13 protein-coding genes are annotated in these 17,266 nt (G+C 60.1%); 7 read left to right on the top strand and 6 right to left on the bottom strand.

What is annotated here, in order from left to right:
• From ACZ5A6_RS20690 to ACZ5A6_RS20705, 4 genes are all read right to left on the bottom strand, one after another.
• On the bottom strand, positions 1 to 864 hold the full coding sequence (locus tag ACZ5A6_RS20690) for an ABC transporter permease (RefSeq protein WP_149916203.1): 864 nt from the start codon (positions 862 to 864) through the stop codon (positions 1 to 3).
• Complete coding sequence (locus tag ACZ5A6_RS20695; protein ID WP_060642645.1) at positions 864 to 1,718, bottom strand: ABC transporter permease; 855 nt, start codon at positions 1,716 to 1,718, stop codon at positions 864 to 866. Before ACZ5A6_RS20695 ends, ACZ5A6_RS20690 begins: the two co-directional genes overlap by 1 nt.
• On the bottom strand, positions 1,718 to 2,758 hold the full coding sequence (locus ACZ5A6_RS20700) for an ABC transporter ATP-binding protein (RefSeq protein WP_464111363.1): 1,041 nt from the start codon (positions 2,756 to 2,758) through the stop codon (positions 1,718 to 1,720). Before ACZ5A6_RS20700 ends, ACZ5A6_RS20695 begins: the two co-directional genes overlap by 1 nt.
• An 85-nt stretch (positions 2,759 to 2,843) precedes the next feature.
• On the bottom strand, positions 2,844 to 4,073 hold the full coding sequence (locus ACZ5A6_RS20705) for an extracellular solute-binding protein (protein WP_464111364.1): 1,230 nt from the start codon (positions 4,071 to 4,073) through the stop codon (positions 2,844 to 2,846).
• A gap of 145 nt (positions 4,074 to 4,218) precedes the next feature.
• Between ACZ5A6_RS20705 and ACZ5A6_RS20710 the strand changes: the two genes are divergently transcribed.
• Positions 4,219 to 5,367 (top strand): ROK family protein, encoded by a 1,149-nt coding sequence (locus ACZ5A6_RS20710; RefSeq protein WP_464111365.1) that lies wholly within the window; start codon positions 4,219 to 4,221, stop codon positions 5,365 to 5,367.
• A 57-nt stretch (positions 5,368 to 5,424) separates the two neighbouring features.
• On the opposite strand, the gene ACZ5A6_RS20715 is transcribed toward ACZ5A6_RS20710, so the two are convergent.
• Both ACZ5A6_RS20715 and ACZ5A6_RS20720 read right to left on the bottom strand, forming a co-directional pair.
• Positions 5,425 to 7,407, bottom strand: a complete 1,983-nt coding sequence (locus ACZ5A6_RS20715) for a phosphatase PAP2 family protein (protein WP_464111366.1) — start codon at positions 7,405 to 7,407, stop codon at positions 5,425 to 5,427.
• Between the two features lie 231 nt (positions 7,408 to 7,638).
• The gene (locus tag ACZ5A6_RS20720; protein WP_111789889.1) at positions 7,639 to 8,919 is read right to left on the bottom strand and encodes an ABC transporter substrate-binding protein; all 1,281 of its coding nucleotides are present in this window, start codon (positions 8,917 to 8,919) and stop codon (positions 7,639 to 7,641) included.
• Positions 8,920 to 9,113: 194 nt separating this feature from the next.
• On the opposite strand from ACZ5A6_RS20720, the gene ACZ5A6_RS20725 reads away from it, so the two are divergent.
• Genes ACZ5A6_RS20725 through ACZ5A6_RS20750 form a run of 6 tightly spaced genes read left to right on the top strand, consistent with a single transcriptional unit; the run spans position 9,114 to position 17,260 of the window.
• The gene (locus ACZ5A6_RS20725) at positions 9,114 to 11,639 is read left to right on the top strand and encodes a hypothetical protein (protein WP_464111367.1); all 2,526 of its coding nucleotides are present in this window, start codon (positions 9,114 to 9,116) and stop codon (positions 11,637 to 11,639) included.
• Positions 11,640 to 11,652: 13 nt separating this feature from the next.
• Complete coding sequence (bglB, locus tag ACZ5A6_RS20730) at positions 11,653 to 12,747, top strand: beta-galactosidase BglB (protein WP_464111368.1); 1,095 nt, start codon at positions 11,653 to 11,655, stop codon at positions 12,745 to 12,747.
• Positions 12,744 to 14,096: a polygalacturonase PglB gene (gene pglB / locus ACZ5A6_RS20735; protein ID WP_464111369.1), complete on the top strand. Its 1,353-nt coding sequence runs from the start codon at positions 12,744 to 12,746 to the stop codon at positions 14,094 to 14,096. The genes bglB and pglB overlap by 4 nt, the downstream gene beginning before the upstream one ends.
• Positions 14,096 to 15,202, top strand: a complete 1,107-nt coding sequence (locus ACZ5A6_RS20740; RefSeq protein ID WP_464111370.1) for an ABC transporter ATP-binding protein — start codon at positions 14,096 to 14,098, stop codon at positions 15,200 to 15,202. The genes pglB and ACZ5A6_RS20740 overlap by 1 nt, the downstream gene beginning before the upstream one ends.
• Before the next feature lies 1 nt (position 15,203).
• The gene (locus ACZ5A6_RS20745; RefSeq protein ID WP_004431062.1) at positions 15,204 to 16,199 is read left to right on the top strand and encodes a carbohydrate ABC transporter permease; all 996 of its coding nucleotides are present in this window, start codon (positions 15,204 to 15,206) and stop codon (positions 16,197 to 16,199) included.
• A gap of 2 nt (positions 16,200 to 16,201) precedes the next feature.
• Entirely contained in the window at positions 16,202 to 17,260 is a 1,059-nt protein-coding gene (locus ACZ5A6_RS20750; RefSeq protein WP_464111371.1) for a carbohydrate ABC transporter permease, read from the top strand.
• Positions 17,261 to 17,266 lie beyond the last annotated feature (6 nt).

The raw sequence follows: 17,266 nt of genomic DNA on the forward strand, positions 1-17,266 counted from the left end.
TCAGATTTTCCCCATGCCCGCCGCCATCAGGTCGTCACGCAGAATGCGGCCGGCGATGATGAAAACGACGAGTGCGGGAAGAAGCAGGATGAAGGAGACGATGGAGGCGAGCGGGATCTGCATCGAATAGGGGTCGAGATACATGTAGAGCTTGATCGGCAGCGTCTGCACGACAGGCGCACCGACGATGAAGGACTTGTCGAATTCCTCGAAGCTGCCGATGAAGGACATCAGGCCACCGGCCAGAAGGCCGGGCACCGCAAGCGGCAGGATGATGTGGATGACAATGCCGGCCGTTCCCGCGCCGAGCGAACGGGCGGCATGAATCAGGTCGTCGGGAATGGTTTCTAGCGTCGCCGTCATCAGCCGTATCATCAGCGGCAGCGTGCCGACGATCTGCACAAGGATGACCCCGGTCACCGAATAAGCGAGACCGAAAAGAAGAAACACTTGGCCGATGCCGACAGCGACGACCAGCCCCGGAATGATGATGGGAGCCAGAATGAAGATCTCCACCAGCCGTTTCAGCCGGAAGGGAAAACGGGCCATGGCCCACGCGGTCGGCAGTGCGATCGCGGCCGTCGAGAAAGTCACGACGATGGCGATGAAGATGCTGTTGACGGCGGCCTGGATGAGGCTTGCATCGCCAAGAATGCTCGCCCAGCGCGTGGTGGTGTAATCCTTCGGCACGACCAGAGGCGGCGTCCATCCATCGGCAATGCTCCACAGGAACATCAGCGCCAGAGGCACGGCGATAGCGAGCGCCAGCGCGGTAAAGAGCCCGACGGAGACGAAAATCCGGTCGTCCGGCGTGAATGTGCGGCGGCGGGTCATGGTGACGGGTTCGAGGGCAATGGCGCTCATTATGCGTCTCCTCGGGTTTGGCCGGGGCCGATGCGGGATGTCAGGGAGTAATACAGAAGCAGGACGGAGACCGCGAAGAGGCTCAGCACCATGCCCATGGCATAGACCTGATTGAACCGCCCCTGATTGAACTCCGTGACCATGAGAACCGAAAGCGGCCGGGCAGTGGGCGGACCGACAATATCGGGAATGGCGTAGGAGCCCATGGAGCCGATGAAGGTAAGGAGGATGGCGGCGGTGATGCCTGGCATCGCGAGCGGAACTTCGACGAACAGAAAGGTCTTCAGCCTCGAGGCGCCGAGCGTGCGCGACGCGTAACGGATGTCCTCCGGAATGGCGGCAAAGGCACTGGTGATGATCAGCGTCATGAAGGGTATCTGCTTCCAGACACTGGCGAGAATGACGCCAATGCCCCAGTCGTCACGCACGAGTTTGGGCAATTCAAGCCCGAGCGGCGCGACCAGACGGTCGAGAAAACCGCCCCTTTCGAAAACGACGATCACCATCAGGCCAACGATAATGCCGGGCACCGCCATCGGCAGCTTGTAAAGGCCGCTGAACAGCTTGCGGCCGAGAAAGCTCTTGCGGATCAGAAGCGCCAGCGGCACCGAAGCCGCAAGCGACACCATCACCGGCATGACACCGTAATAGATGGAAGTCGTCAGGCCGCGGATCATCGACGGACGTGTGAAGATCCGCTCGTAGAACATCAGCGTGAAGCTGCCATCGTCCTGCCTGAAGCTGCCGATCAGTGCCGAAAGCAGCGGACCGCCGAAGAAGATCAGCAAATAACCCACCCCCGGCGCAAGCAGGACCAGCAGCTGGGCGCGCCTGTCGCGAAGCACCCCGCGCATCACGCCGCCTCCCCTGCCTGCCCGTCATCGAGCAGATGCACCGATCCGGGAAAACGAAAGGCGACCCTGCGTCCCGCATCGATAAGATTTTCCGCACCGGACTGGCTGATCTTAATCTGGTGGCCGCCGATTTCGACCGTATAGAGCGCATTGGCGCCCATGAAGGAAACGGCAGAGACCGTGCCGGCACCCGCCTCGTCGGCGCTGATGTGGATGTTTTCCGGGCGAACCGAAATCTGTGCGAAACCGGCCGCAGTCGCATCCAGCGTTACGGACTGCCCCCAGGGCAATTGCGCCTGCCTATCCTCAGCCAAAACCGGCAAAAGGTTGGTCTGACCCAGAAAGCCGGCGGTAAAGGCGTGTTTGGGCGCACGGTAAAGTTCGAGCGGTGTTCCCACTTCGACGACGCGGCCGGCATTCATCACCACAATCCGGTCCGACATCGCCATGGCCTCGGCCTGATCATGCGTCACATAAAGGCTGGTCGCGCCGATCCGGCGGTGAAGTTCAGTCAGTTCATGGCGCAGCGTGTCGCGGAGCTTGGCGTCGAGGTTCGAGAGCGGCTCGTCGAACAGCAAGAGGCTTGGCTGCATGACAATGGCGCGCGCCAGCGCCACGCGCTGCTGCTGCCCGCCGGACAGTTGCCGCGGCATGCGATCCACCAGACCGGCAAGATTACAGATTTCAAGCGCATGGGCGATGCGGCGCGCGCGCTCGTCCTTCGGGACCTTCTTCATCTTCAGGCCGAAGCCAAGGTTTTTGGCAACCGACATATGCGGGAAAAGCGCATAGGACTGAAAAACCATGGCGATGTCGCGCGCTTCCGGCGGCGCCTGATCGATGCGCTTGCCGCCCAGCCGGATTTCGCCTCCCGAAGGCTGGCTGATGCCGGTGAGGATGCGCAAAAGCGTGGACTTGCCGCAGCCCGAGGGGCCGAGAATGGTGACGAATTCGCCCCGCTCGACAGTGATCGACACGGGATGAAGCGCCCGGCTCAAACCGTAATCCTTGCTGATATTGCTGATCTCGAGTTCACTCATGGCGAGGCTCCCTCATGGTTTCGACCAAGGCTCCCGGACCGTTTGGCGGTTTCCAGCCCCACGGTCCGGTCGATCCGGGCAGGTGTTACTGGTTGAGCACTTTTTCATCGAGCGCTTCGGCAAGGGCCGTCGACATGTCCCAGAACGCCGGAACCGACAGGCGCGGATAAACGCTTTGCGGCAGAACATGCTCCTGTACGGCTTTGGGCATCAGGTCGTTGGTGACATCCGCCCGCGGAGAGCGCGAAGCCTTGTTCTCCAGCTTCCAGAGCTGGAACTCCTTGCTCATCGCCATATCAATGAGAAGGAGTGCGGACGCGACGTTCTTGGCATTTGCCGGCACGAAAATGGCATCGCCCGAGCCGACCTGGCCTTTTTCCAGCAGCGTGACGCGGAAGCTTTCCGGCAGCTGCTTGGTGCCGAGGAAGCTCATGACCTGATCTTCCCAGACGGTGCCAATGTAGAGCTGCTGGTTATTGATCAGGTTGAGCGTGTCGGCGTTGCCGTTTGTCAGTTCAGCCACGGCAAGAAGACGACGGTAATAATCCCAGACCGGCGTAAGGCACTCGGACGTCATTGCCCAGTCTTCGGCCTGCTGCAGCGTCTGATTATAGTCGGTAAGCTGCTTGCGGCAGTCGCCGGTGAGATAATTCAGCGCCACCGAATAGATGAAGCCGCCGCCGGAGCCGCCCTTGGCTGGCAGGGTGACGCCAAGGCGCTTCGGGTTCTTTTCAGCCCAGACGAGAAGATCGTCGAAGCTCTTCGGCACGTCTTCGGCTTTCACGAAGGCGGAATCGTAGCCGAGTGCGGTCTGGTTGAGATGCACAAGAGGGAAACTGCCGCCATGCGCTTTGCCGAAAACGGTCTCGGCCAGTTCCGGATTGTAATTGGCCATGTTGGGCAAGATCTTCGTCAGCGGAATATTGCCGACGACGCCCTTGGAAGACAAAAGCGGATAGCCGCCGCCGCCAGCGAAATAGGCGTCGACGGGTGAATCCTGCCCAGCCGCCTGCACGGCGATGAGCTGCTGGTTCGCCTGATCTCCCTTCACGTCGCTATAGGTAACCTTGATGCCATATTTGGCCTCGAACCGGGTGATCAGTTCTTTCCACGTATCCGCGAAACTGCCGGCGAAATTGTACATCGTCACCGTGCCTTCCGCTTTGGCAGCGGGAACGACGATGTCATAGAAATTTTCGCGCGTGACCTTCGACAGATCGAAGTCGAGGTTCTTCATGTTGGTATCCGCCGCAAGGCAAGGCGCTACCGTCGTCGCCAGCGCAAGCGCGGCGACCGCAATAAATTTAATGCTCATTGAATGGTTCCTCCTGGGGATCCTTTATTGACCGGCTTCTTATTACTACACTCTAAGTGTATTATTTGTGACAGTCCAGTGAAAAATGCCGTCCCCGGTGCGCGGCCCGAGTTGCGAAGGCCTTGTGCAGCCGCTATCCAAGGCCATGACAACAGATAAGACACCGCGCCAGACCTTCGACCGCCAGCCGCTTGCCAGCGAGAATGAGCGCCTCATTCTCGATATCGTGCGCCGCCACGGCCCCATTGCCCGTGCAACAATCACCGGTCACACGAACCTGACGCAGCAATCCGTGCATCGGTTGATCGAAGGCCTGCTGGAACGCGGCCTTTTGCGTACCGGCGCACCGCTTAAAGGAACGCGTGGCCAGCCGAGCCCGACCATTGAACTGGTGCCTGAGGCGGCCTATTCGCTCGGAATTTCCATCAACACTGACTCCGTGGTGATCTGCATTGCCGATTTCCGCTGCATGGTGGTTGTCGAAGAAAAATTGCGGATGCTTCCCAGCGATCGCGAAATGACGCTTGCCGCACTGTCGCTCGCTCTGGAACGGTTGCTGGCGGACCACGGCATCCCGCGCGAACGCCTGCTCGGCCTCGGCTTTTCCATGTCGGGATTTTTCGTGTCGGAAGATCGGGCGTTCAACGCGCCGGAACCATTGCGCGACTGGTCGCTGATGGACCTGAAACCGATCCTTGAAGAGAAATTCCATCTACCGGTCTGGCTGGAAAACAACGCAACCACCGGCGCGATCGGCGAAAGCCTTCGCGGTGTGGGACTGTGGTGCCAGACCTTCGCCTATCTATCCTTCAACTATGGTTTCGGCGGCGGTCTCATTCTGGGAGGTCAGCCATTCTACGGTTTTCACGGCAATGCCGGTGAATTCAGCGGCATCTTCAACCCGGATGAAGCCGACAGGCGGCCGGCGCTGCAATATCTGATCGCGACGCTGCAGAAACACGGGAGCGAGATAGATTCGATCGAAGCGCTCTATCAGCATTTTGACCCTGCCTGGCCGGGCGTCGAGGAATGGCTTGAGCGGACCATGCCGCAGGTGGACCGGCTGGTGGCGAGCCTGATTGCGGTACTCGATCCACAGGCGATCGTCTTTGGTGGACAATTGCCGCGCGCACTCGGCCGGATGATGATCGAACGTGTACACATGCCCTCGCAACGCGAACACCGTTACGGCATCGGCCCGCAGGAAGCAAAACTGGTGCTCAGCGAGACAGAAGGCGATTCCTCGGCACTCGGCGCCACATTGCTGCCGCTCAGGATCCGTTATTTCCTGTAACCAGGGTCGGCCGGGCGCGGCGATTAAACCGCGCCCGCGAAACCTTGGCCTCGCAGCCTATTCGACCACCACGGACAGCGACGAGCCAGTATAAACCGGCCGCACCTTCACATTGCCCGCGTCGATCGCAGCGAAGGTGCCAGTCAGGCCGTCTGCGGCGATGACGTTGAAGCGCTTGCCGGCAGCGGGTGCGGCGCCATCGAAGGCGAGCCGCAGGGTTGCACCATCAAGCGTCGCGTTGCCCTTGACCCGCAGCGGAGCCTTTTGCGGATCTAGCGCCAGCGTGCCGCCCGTCTGGGCGTAATCGCCGCCAATGACGATGTCACTGTCGCCGTTCAGCAAAAGCGTTCCGCCGGAGACAAGCACGCCACCTGTACCAAGCGCATTGGCGGAGGATGCCACAAGCGTTCCGTCCTGCAAGACGGTGCCGCCGCTATAGCTGTTGGCGCCGGTGAGCGTGAGCGCGCCACTGCCGGATTTGACGAGACGCCCTGCCCCGACAATATCGTTCGTCCAGCGGTCAGCCGCATTGAACCCGCCGGCTGCAGCATCCATCGTCACGTCGACATCGCCGTTAAAGGCACCATAACCGGCAGCGGCGGCCACCAGATTGATCCGGCCCCAGCCATTGCTGTCGTCAAGCAGCGGATAACCGGCCTCGATACCAGTGGAGAACAGGACGGCGCGGCGTTGCGCGGCATCGAGATAAGGCAGGCGTGTCTCCAGCAGGACCTCGGCACCCTTCGGCACCACCATGGGCGCATCGCCAACGGTTTTGTCGCGGCTGAAGGACATGGTCATACGCCGGCGATAATCAGCCTCGTTGGTCGCCGCATCGGCAAAAGGGTCTACATCCGGTTTCGCGCTATGGGCAAAATCGATCAGGGACTGTCCCGCTGGTAAGCGTTTGGCAAAATAGGCCTGCAATTCATCATGCGCGGCCTTCTTGAGATCGGCGTTTTTCGGATACTGCAGAATAGCGGCGGCTATAGCGGTGGCCGTAATGCGGCCGCCGATCACGTCGACTGGCGAATGCATCCCTGCAACGATACGGCTTTCGCCGAGCTCGGAAGCGGCAGTCAGCAATTCGGAAAACCGCTCCGGCAAAACGTAAGCATAAGTGATGGCGGCGAGATAGGCGGCATTGGTGTGACCGCTCGGAAAGCCGCCATCCTTGCCGCGTCCACGGTTCTCGCGCGCATATTTGAGCGCGGGCACAATGACGCCGGGATCGGTTTCGTAAGTTTCAAACTTGCGGTCGCCGATGGTCTCGGTGCCTGTCTCTATCACCTCGCCCTTGGCATTCATGCGCCATGGGCGCGGCGTGGAATAGAAATATTTCGCTGGCGACGTCGTGCCTTCCGGGCCACGCATTACCTTCATGAGGGCCACGACATCCTTCAGCTCGGAATCGGCCGCTCCAGCCTCGGTGCCCTTGTCCTCTTCCTTGCGCGTGATGACCTCGTTCGGATCGAAATCCGCCAGGGTGTGGTTGATGGTCGTCGTCGCGCCCGCGCCTTCGCGATACCACGGAGCAAGCGGCCCCATGCCGTCGATCATGCTGTAACCCTGCGAGCGGCGGTCTTTCATATAGGCGTTCAAGGCCGCGGCGGGGGTGCGGTTCTCACCGGTTACGGAAAGCACGTAACGCATGTTTTCCTGCCAGACAGCGGGATTGACGGCCTTCACATGGCTGAAATCGCTCGGACCGTCGCCATTGGCGCCGCCAGCCGCCCATTTTTCATCGCCCAGCGTCCAGATGCGATTAAAACCCGAGAGGATTTCGATGACGGGATTGTCGCGGTCGTCATAGGCACGGACGTCTTCGCCCCTGGCATTCTTGCCAGTCTGGTTGCGATAGGTATCGGAAAGCGGCAGCGGATATCTTGCTGCGGGTTCGGGTACCGTAATGGCATAACCCTGACCTGCGGGTTGAGTGCGCTCGAATGCCCGTGCGTTCGGGACAAGAACCAGCAATGCGACGGAGGCAAGCAAGGCCGACCGCACGAACGGAAAAGACGACATCTTCAGTTTAGCCATGACGAATCCTATGATTTCAGCGGATGACGCGTGACGAAGCGCGCACGCAGCTTCCGGCGCGCCTCGCCGTCAGCTTTTATGCCGGGCGTATTGCAGTTTTTTTTCGACTTGCTGATTAAGTCAGATCGCATATGCCACAACAGCCGACGAACAAGCGGCGACGTATGCCCGGAGCATAACTCCGGGCAGATCGAGAGCATCGCTATTTCGTGATGAAAGAACGGGCGCTCATCATTTCTTGACCGCAACGGCCTCATTGATCTTGGCGACATCGTCTTCCAGGACCTTGTAGGTCTGGTCGAGCGTCAGTTCGCCAACGATGAGCTGGCTCATGCGCTGGACGATCTGCTGATACATGGCAGTGCCACCCTTGGCGTGCTCGAATTCGCGGGCGGCCTGCGGCACATTCTTCTTGTTGTCCAGGAAGACCTTCATCGCCGCCTTGGCGTTTTCGCTCTTCAGTTTGTATTGCGGATCGACGATTTCGGCGCCCGTCAGGATCACGTAATTTTCGGCGATTTCCCGCTGCACCTTTTCAGAGCCGAGAAATTCGACGAAATGGGCGACGTCTTCGGGATATTTGGTGCGCTTGAAGCCGACAATCGCCGTGCCGCCGGGCATGGCATAGCAACCGGCATCGCCGCAGGGGGCGTTGATCGCGGTCCATTCGAAGCTGTCACCGATCTTGTTCTGGAATGGATTGACCATCCAGTTGCCGGCCAGATAGGTCACGACATTGCCGTTGACGAATTCATCGCCCATGTTCTTGTATTGCGAGCCACCCGCAGCACCCCACATTTCCTTTGGGAAGCTGCCGTTCTGCGTCCATGAATAGATGTCGGAGATGTATTTTTTCGCCGCGTCGTCGGGGAAGCTGAACTTGCCGTCCTTCACATAGGTCGAACCATAAGCGAAGGCGCCGCCGGAGAAGCGGTGGCCGGAGCGGTCCATGGTGAAGGGAATCTGCACGCCGGTCGACTTGGCAACGCGCGCGGACGCCTCGACAATCTCGCTCAATTTCGCGGTCGGGCCGGGCAAGGGTTCACCCGCCTGCTCGAACAGCGTCTTGTTGACGAAGGGCAGGTTCAGCGTCTGCGAGGCCATGTAGCCGTTGATCGACTGCGGATCGTTGACACCAGGCAGACGAAGCTGGGCAAGGCTCGAGCCGTGCAGTTTGGCGAAGCCATCCGCATCCTTCATGTAGGGGCGCATGTCGAGATAGTAGGAAGCGAGCTGCCAGTCGGTGATCTTGGCAACATCCGGCCCCTCGCCCACCGCAAGCTGTACCGGCAGCTGCTTGGAAACGGCATCATAACCGGAAGACACGAAGTTGATCTTCACGCCCGGATTGGCCGCCTCGAACTCCTTGCTGAGTTCAGACATGCGCTGCACATAACCCTGGTCGTCATCCGTAAAAAGGAACGTGATCGTTCTTGTCTCGGCCTCTGCGACCGAAAGGCCGGCGATAGAGGCCAATACGAGGGCGCTAACGCCCGAAAACAGTTTCAGCATGCTCATCCTCCCAATGAAAAACTTTTCACAAATCGAATTGAAGCTCCTCGTCTTAATTCGATTTCGCTTGTTTTGCGACTTGACAGAATAAACGTCAAGCTGTTTGTTTCGGCTAAATCGCACAAATCGCCGCAACAAAGCGAAAATAGATTTGTGAAAATAATTTCATAAAGATCGACGGGAGGCGATCCATTATGACGGATGGACCATTGGCGACGGGCATGTCGCAGCCCACATATACCGTGCCGCCAGGCGAAACGGTTACCGCCTGGATCGTCTCGGATCTGGTGGAAACTTCATTTCCGGGAATTGCGGCACCGGCGGAAGACCGGGTCAATTATCGCTTCATCAACGGCTTTGTGGATGTTGGCGACCTTCCCTGCCGCAAGGCCTTTCAACAGACGATGATCGGCCGCGACATCGCGCCCGACTCCAACTTTACGGTTTCGCACCTCAACCTGCCGGGTTCTAACCGACGCGTTGAATTCACCGGTTTCTGGCACGTTCCGACCCATGTGCAGCGCTGGCTGAAGGGCACGTTCCGCAGCGACACCACAAGACAGGCGCATTTCCGGCTGCGCACCTGCGGCGGCGTGCGCATCTGGGTGGGCGGCGTGGAGCAGGTCCGCTTTGAGCCCTTTATCCGCAATGTCGAAAGCAGCCGCGATATAACGCTCGAACTTGCGGCCGGCGATAACGAAGTGCTGCTGCTTTGCGAAGATCTGGCGGAACGTGACATCATCTGGTTCTTCGAGCTTGAGGTTACGGACGCCACGCCGCTCACCGTCGTGCTGCCGGTGCCGCTCGACCGGGAAGAAACGAAACGTCTTGCCGCACTGGTGCGCGATGTTCGCCCCGCACGCGACGTTTTTTCCGGCGCGGCCCTCGAGCTGGTTTTCGGCGCAGCACCTGCCAGCGACCTTCCCGTCCACATTGCGGTGAAAAGCCACGGCCACGAGCGCGCCGCCCTTGCCGAGGTCGATACCGTGCTGAAAGCCGGGCAATCGACCCTGACGATCCCCGAGACGGCAGGCATTTCGGACGGATATCATGGCGTCAGGATCACCATCGGTTCAGGTGCCGGAACGGTAACGCGCGTCATCGACGCGGCCTTCATGGGCGATATGGCGCCACAACCGGCCGCCACCGATATTGCCGAGCGAAAGAAAGCGGCATTGTCCTTCAGCGCCCGCTTTGGTGCATGGCGCATCGGCCGTGCGCTGGCCATGGTCGCTACCGGCAGCGGTGACATGAAGACGATTTCCGGCATCGTCGACGCAACGCTGCGGTCCATCGACCGGCGCGAGGATTGCTCCGATTTCGTGCTGGTGCCACTTCTCTGGCTGGTGCGCGCCTATGGTGACCGGCTTCCCCCTCAGATGCTTGAGCGGATCAACTCTTCTATTCTCTCCTATCGCTACTGGGTGGACGAACCCGGCAACGACGTCATGTGGTTCTGGAGCGAGAACCACGTTCTGTGCTTCCATACCAGCCAGCTGCTCGCGGGAGACTATCTGCCGGACGCCATCTTCAGCGCCTCCGGGCGCACCGGCAGGGAGCAGGCGGCGCTGGCCGCAGACCGGCTGCAACGCTGGTTCGGCAGCGTCGAGGCGCACGGTCTCGCCGAATGGAATTCGGCCGCCTATTATCCGGTGGATTTCATCGGCCTTCTCGCCATCGAACATTGGGCCGAACCGGAACTTGCCGCCCGCGCCCGCCACCAGCTCGATCTTATTTTCGAAATGATCGCTCTGCACACGCTTGGTGGCGTTCCCTCCGGTTCCCAGGGCAGAGCCTATGACAAGGAGCTGCGCGCCGGGCCACTGACGGAACTGGCACCTTTTGCGCAAGTTGCCTTCGGTCAGGGCTGGCTCAACAATGGCGTCGCCTCACTGCCGATGTTCTGCTGTGGAGATTACCTGCCGCCTCCGCATCTTGCCGCCCTGTCGCAACTGACAGGCGGCCGCATGGTCGAGGCGCGTTATGCGCAGGGACTGGAGCCGGGCAAACTCGTGCTTTTCAAGAACGAAGCAGCCCAGCTTTCCACTGTGGTGGACCACAAGACAGGTCGCAAGGGCCACCAGCAGCACGTCATGGACATCAAGCTTGCCGGCCATCCGATGGCGCGGCTGTGGGTCAACCATCCCGGCGAAGATGATCCGTGGGGCACACAGCGCCCCTCTTATTGGGCCGGCAGCGGCATCCTGCCGCGCGTGGCGCAGCACCGGGATATCGCCATGATGATCTTCGATACGGATGATCACCGCAATGATTGGACCCATGCCTATCTCGGTCGCGACGGGCTGGACGAGGTGGTGACGAAGGGTAACTGGCTCATCACCCGCGCGGGCCGCGGCTTTGCAGCACTTTATGCGACCAATGGGCTTCAACCTGTAACAGCAGGCGCCACCGCCGACCGCGAGATCAGATCACCTGGCCGCCGCGCTGGCTGGATCGGCATTATCGGCTGCGGAGATACGAACGCATTCGCGCACTTCCGCGAAAGAATTCTCGCCACGCAGGTCATGTTCGACGCCGACAGGCGCCTGCTGTCTGTCACACCGCCCGGTGGCCCCGAACTCTCCCTCAACTGGGAGGGCACCTTCACCATCGGCGGGCAAGCCATGGCCTTCGACCACGAGCAGCCACAGCCACAGATCACCTTCGACAGTGCCAAAACCGCCGCAGGCAACGGCGTGGCACAGCCATTTTACTCCTAAGCGGAATGACCAGATGAACCAGCAAAGCATCGAGAAAGACACTCTCAGAGCGACGATCGACAGCGTCGCCGCCGCCTTCAGCCGCCTCAAGGGCATACAGGAAGGCCTGGCAAGCGGTAGTTCCGACGGCAAGATCCAGTTCGATGAATGGGATTGGGAAGTGGGCGTTGGGCTTTATGGCTTCCTGCGCCGGGCGCTTGCCGCGAACGACCAGAAAGCTCTGGACGATCTCGTGACCTGGTACGGCTGGCAGATCGATCGTGGCCTGCCGCCACGCCAGATCAACAGTTCCGCGCCAATGCTGCCGCTCGTCATCCTCACGGAACATGTCGACCGGCCGGATTTCCGGGCGCTGGTGGAAGACTGGGCCGACTGGCTTGTGCACAAATTGCCGAAAACCGAAGATGGCGGCTTCCAGCACGTGGTCAAGGAACGGCTTAACGAGGGTGAACTCTGGGACGACACGCTGTTCATGGCTTGTCTGTTCCTTGCCCGCGCCGGTGTGGTCTGCAAACGTCAGGACTGGATCGATGAGGCAGTCTACCAGTTCATGATCCATGCGCGTTACCTGTCAGACCCCGTGACCGGGCTGTGGTATCACGGCTGGACCTTCATCGGACGCCACAATTTTGCGCATGCCTTCTGGGCACGCGGCAATTCCTGGATCACCGTTGCAATCCCCGAACTCTTCGAACTGGTGCCGACGCTTGCCGAAAAGGACAAACGTTTCCTCGCCAATTTGCTTGCAAGCCAGGTGCGTTCGCTGCGCCAGTATCAGCGCGAGGATGGCATGTTCCACACGCTCCTCGACGATCCGACTTCGCCGGTCGAGACGTCGGCAACCGCTGGCATCGCCTATGGCATTCTGCGCGGCATCGAGGCAGGTATTCTCGGCGAAGAAAACCGCGCCCATGCCGAGCGGGCGCTGAAGGCGGTGCTGGGCAATATCGATGATGAAGGCGTCGTGCACGGTGTGTCGGACGGAACGCCCATGGGCCACGACCTCGATTTCTACCGCCGCATTCCCAATTTGCCGACACCCTATGGGCAGGCGCTGACGATGCTGCTGCTGATCGACGTCTTTCTGAAGAGGCCGCAGGCATCATGAGTGCTCACACCAATATCACCATAGCCGCCGAGGGCCGTGACGCCACTGCCGATATCCAGCAGGCAATAGATACAGCATCGGCTGCAGGCGGCGGCGTCGTGTCGCTCTTGGCCGGACGGCATGTCAGCGGCGGCCTTCATCTTAGAAGCGACGTGGAACTTCACCTTGCACAAGACGCTGTGCTCGCGCCGATTTCCGACTACGACGCCTATGCCCATACGTCCGTTTCTGTCATCGCCGAGGATTCCGATCGCGGCATGATCGTCGCAAAGGGCGCGAGCAACATCGCCGTCACCGGCCCCGGCCGTATCGAGGCTGGCGGTGAGAACTTCATCATCGGTGACGACGAAGCCATGGGAACCTATGTGCCCGCGAAAAAGAGGCCGCGTGTCATGGTTCTGGAATCCTGCCGCGACGTTCGCCTTGAAAACCTCGTCGTCATCGGTTCGCCGATGTGGACCCTGCACATGGTCGATTGCGAAGATCTGAGTTTCCGCAACATCCGTGTCGAAAACGATCGCCGCCTGCCCAACACCGACGGCATCGTGCTGGATGCCTGCCGGCGCGCACTGATCGAGGATTGCTCCATCTCCACCGCCGATGACGGTATCTGCCTGAAGACCAGCGCCGGACCGGATGGCAAGGCTGTTGGCGCCTGCGCTGATATCACGGTTCGCCGCTGCACTGTCTCAAGCATGAGCTGCGCCTTGAAGCTCGGCACGGAATCCTTCGGCGATTTCACCGATGTGGCGTTCGAGGACTGCAAAGTCATCGCATCCAATCGCGGCATCGGCCTTTTCTCCCGCGATGGCGGCGCCATGCGCAACATCCGCTTTTCGCGGATCGAGGCGGAGTGCCACGAAACACCGGGCGGTTTCTGGGGATCGGGCGAAGCCGTGACTGTCACCGTGGTAGACCGCCGGCCGGAACGTCAGGCCGGTAAGGTTGAAAACCTTGTGGTGGAAGACCTGAGCGGTTCGATGGAAGGGGCGATAAACCTCGTCGCCACCTCGAGCGCCGGCATCCACAATGTCACGCTCGCGCGCATTTCACTGTCGCAGCAGCCCGGCCAACTCGGCACCGGCCTGCAATATGATCTTCGCCCGACCAATGCGGACATTGCACCAAGCCCGGAAGCTGCCGGCCGCGCCAATGCCTGGACACGCAGCGCCGACGGCAGGATCGTCGGACTTGAAGATTACCCCGGCGGCATGCCTGCGGTCTATCTGTCCGGCGTTCACGGATTTTCTGCGCGCGACGTTGCCATTGGAAGAACGATGCCCTTACCCGAGGGCTGGAATGCAAAAGAGATCGTCGCAGAGACGACCTTGCCCGAAGGGAGCAGGTAATGGGAAGTCTAAAGCTGGAAAACCTCAACAAGGCATTCGGTGCCGTTCATGTCCTGCATGATATCGATCTTCAGATCGAGAACGGGGAATTCGTCGTTTTCGTCGGTCCTTCCGGCTGCGGAAAATCCACGCTGCTGCGCATCATCGCCGGCCTTGAGGATGTGACGTCAGGCACCATCGGCATTGGCGGACGCGATGTCAGCGCGCTCTCGCCGGCCGAGCGCAAGATCGCCATGGTCTTCCAGTCCTATGCGCTCTATCCACATATGAGTGTGCGCAAGAACCTCGCCTTCGGCCTTGAAAACCTGCGTTTCAAGCGGGCGGAAATCGAAAGCCGCATCAACGAGGCGGCACGCATGCTGGCTATCGAACCCTATCTCGACCGCAAGCCGAAACAGCTTTCCGGCGGCCAGCGCCAGCGCGTCGCCATCGGCCGCGCCATCGTGCGCGAGCCTGACATTTTCCTGTTTGACGAGCCGCTGTCGAACCTCGATGCGGCGCTGCGGGTGCAGACCCGCGCCGAAATCACAAGGCTGCATCGCGATATCAAGACGACGATGATCTATGTGACCCACGATCAGGTGGAAGCCATGACCATGGCCGACAAGATCGTGGTGCTGCGTGCAGGCCGCATCGAACAGGTTGGCAGCCCGCTCGAGCTTTTCGACAATCCGCGCAACCTCTTCGTCGCCGGCTTCCTCGGTTCACCGCGCATGAACATGCTGAAGGGCACATTCGTCGCTGGCAGCGACGGCGGTTTCGCAATCGACACCGGATACGGCGTGTCCCTGCCCTGCCTCGTCGATCCCGCCGTGGCTACCCCCGGACAGGCAGTTCTGGCGGGCATCCGCCCCTCGCATTTTGTCATCACGCAGGAAAAGGGCCTGCCCTTCGAGGTGCAGTACCACGAAAGCCTCGGCACCGAGACCTATCTCTACGGCAATCTTCAGGGCCAGAAAGAGCAGATCATAGTGCACCAGGCTGGCCACTTCGCACCCGCTTCAGGCTCAATTCTGAACATCATGCCGGCGCGCGAAAGGGTACATGTCTTCGACCCCGAAACCGAACTGGCGCTGCCGCGCCTCGACAGCCACGGGAGAGACTAGCATGGCCAATCCGACGCTTGCGAGACTGTCCGACCGCGTGCTCGACGCCGTGATGGCGATTGCCGAAGTGCCGCTCAACCTCATAGAGCGGCTGATCGGCAAAAGACGCATGCCCTATATTTTCCTGATGCCGAACCTCGTTCTTTTCGGCATCTTCACCTTCCTGCCGATTGCCATTGCCGTCGGTTACGCCTTTACCGGCGGCACCGAGCTGCTGATCACCGACCGCCCCTTTGTCGGTCTGGAGAATTTCGGCAAGCTGCTCGATTGCCAGAGCTATATGGATCCCGGAAGCTGCCGGGAATCGCTGTTCTGGACAGCGATCTGGAACACGCTCTGGTTCGTAGGCTTCAACGTTGTCGCCACGCTGTTCGTCGCGCTGGTCACGGCCCTCATTCTTAACAGGGCGATTGCCGCGCGCGGCTTCTTCCGCGCCATGTTCTTTTATCCCGTGCTGCTGTCACCTGTCGTCATCGGCCTCATCTGGAAATGGTTTCTTGACCGCAACGGACTGCTGAACGCCTTCTTCCAGATGCTCGGCGTGCCGCCGGAAATCTTCCTGCTGGATGTCGGCTGGTCGCGCTTCTTCGTCGTGGTCGTATCCGTCTGGTTCCACATGGGCTTTTACACGCTCATCCTGCTGGCCGGGCTGCAGGCCATTCCCAAAGACCTTTATGAAGCAGCCGCAATCGACGCCGCTTCGCCCCGACGCACATTGCTGCGCATCACCCTGCCGCTGCTGGCTCCCAACCTTCTCGTCGTACTGATCCTTTTGATGATCCGCTCAGTGCAAATATTTGACGAAGCCTGGGTTTTGACCAATGGCGGCGGGCCGGGCACGGCCAATACATTCGTGGTGCAATATATCTACCAGATGGCCTTCGGTAGCGATCTCAGGCTCTTCGGCCTCGCATCCGCCGCATCGGTTCTGATGGGCCTTGTTCTTCTCGCGCTGACGCTCGTGCAACTGCGCCTCGGCAAAAAGATGGAGTCCTGATCATGTCCGGCAATATAAACGCAGTCACTTTCCTGACGCGAACCCGCCGCCCCGGCAGGATCGGTCTCACCGATATTCTCTCCTGGGTGTGGCTCATTGGCGGAACGCTCGCAGTGTTGATACCCGTCGTCTGGGCCGCCATGTCCTCGCTGAAGCCGGAAGCCGAGATCACACGGTTTCCGCCGAGCCTTCTGCCGCGCGCCGCCGTGCAGGTGGAAGTTCCAGGTTATGACAGGCCGCTCAGCCTCTGGACCGTCGCCATCGACGGCATGGAGCGGGAGATGGCTATGGTCCGGCGCGTTGGCATCAAGGCGCAGATGGTGGATCCGGCCAATCCCGGCCCGCCGGTCAGCGTCGACACGCGCGAAATGTCGCCCGTCCAGAAACTGACGATCGCGACGCAGAATTTCACCGATCCCTTGACCCAGTTCAACTTCCTGACTTTCCTGAAAAACTCGGTCTTCGTCACTGTTGTCGCGACGGTTTTAACCTTGATCGTCAACGCCATGGCGGCGTTTGCTCTCTCGAAATACCGCTTCCGCGGCGAGAAGGCGATTTTCGTGCTGATCATCTCCACGCTGATGATCCCACTTACCGTCGTCATGGTGCCAGCCTATCTTGTTATCGTCGGTGTCGGCCTCGTCGACAATCTCTGGGGTGTCATCATTCCCACCGTCGCGACGCCAACCGGCGTGTTCCTGCTCAGGCAATATATGCTGACGATCCCGGACGAACTGATCGAAGCAGCGCGCGTCGATGCGGCCAGCGAGTTCCGCATCTTCTGGCGCATCATCCTGCCGCTGACGGCACCTGCACTAGCGGTTCTCGCAATCTTCTCGGTGCTGTGGCGCTGGAACGACTTCCTCTGGCCGTTGATCGTCCTCAGCAGCCGCGAGAACTTCACACTGCAGGTGGGTCTGAACGCCTTCCAGGGCGAGTTCTCGGTGCAATGGCACTATATTCTCGCCATGACCTTCCTCAGCCTGGCGCCGGTTACCGTCGTGTTCCTGTTCCTGCAACGCTATATCACGACAGGCATTGCTGGGACGGGCATGAAGTAAAAGCTC

Source organism: Agrobacterium sp. 6Ca8, from assembly GCF_055382765.1.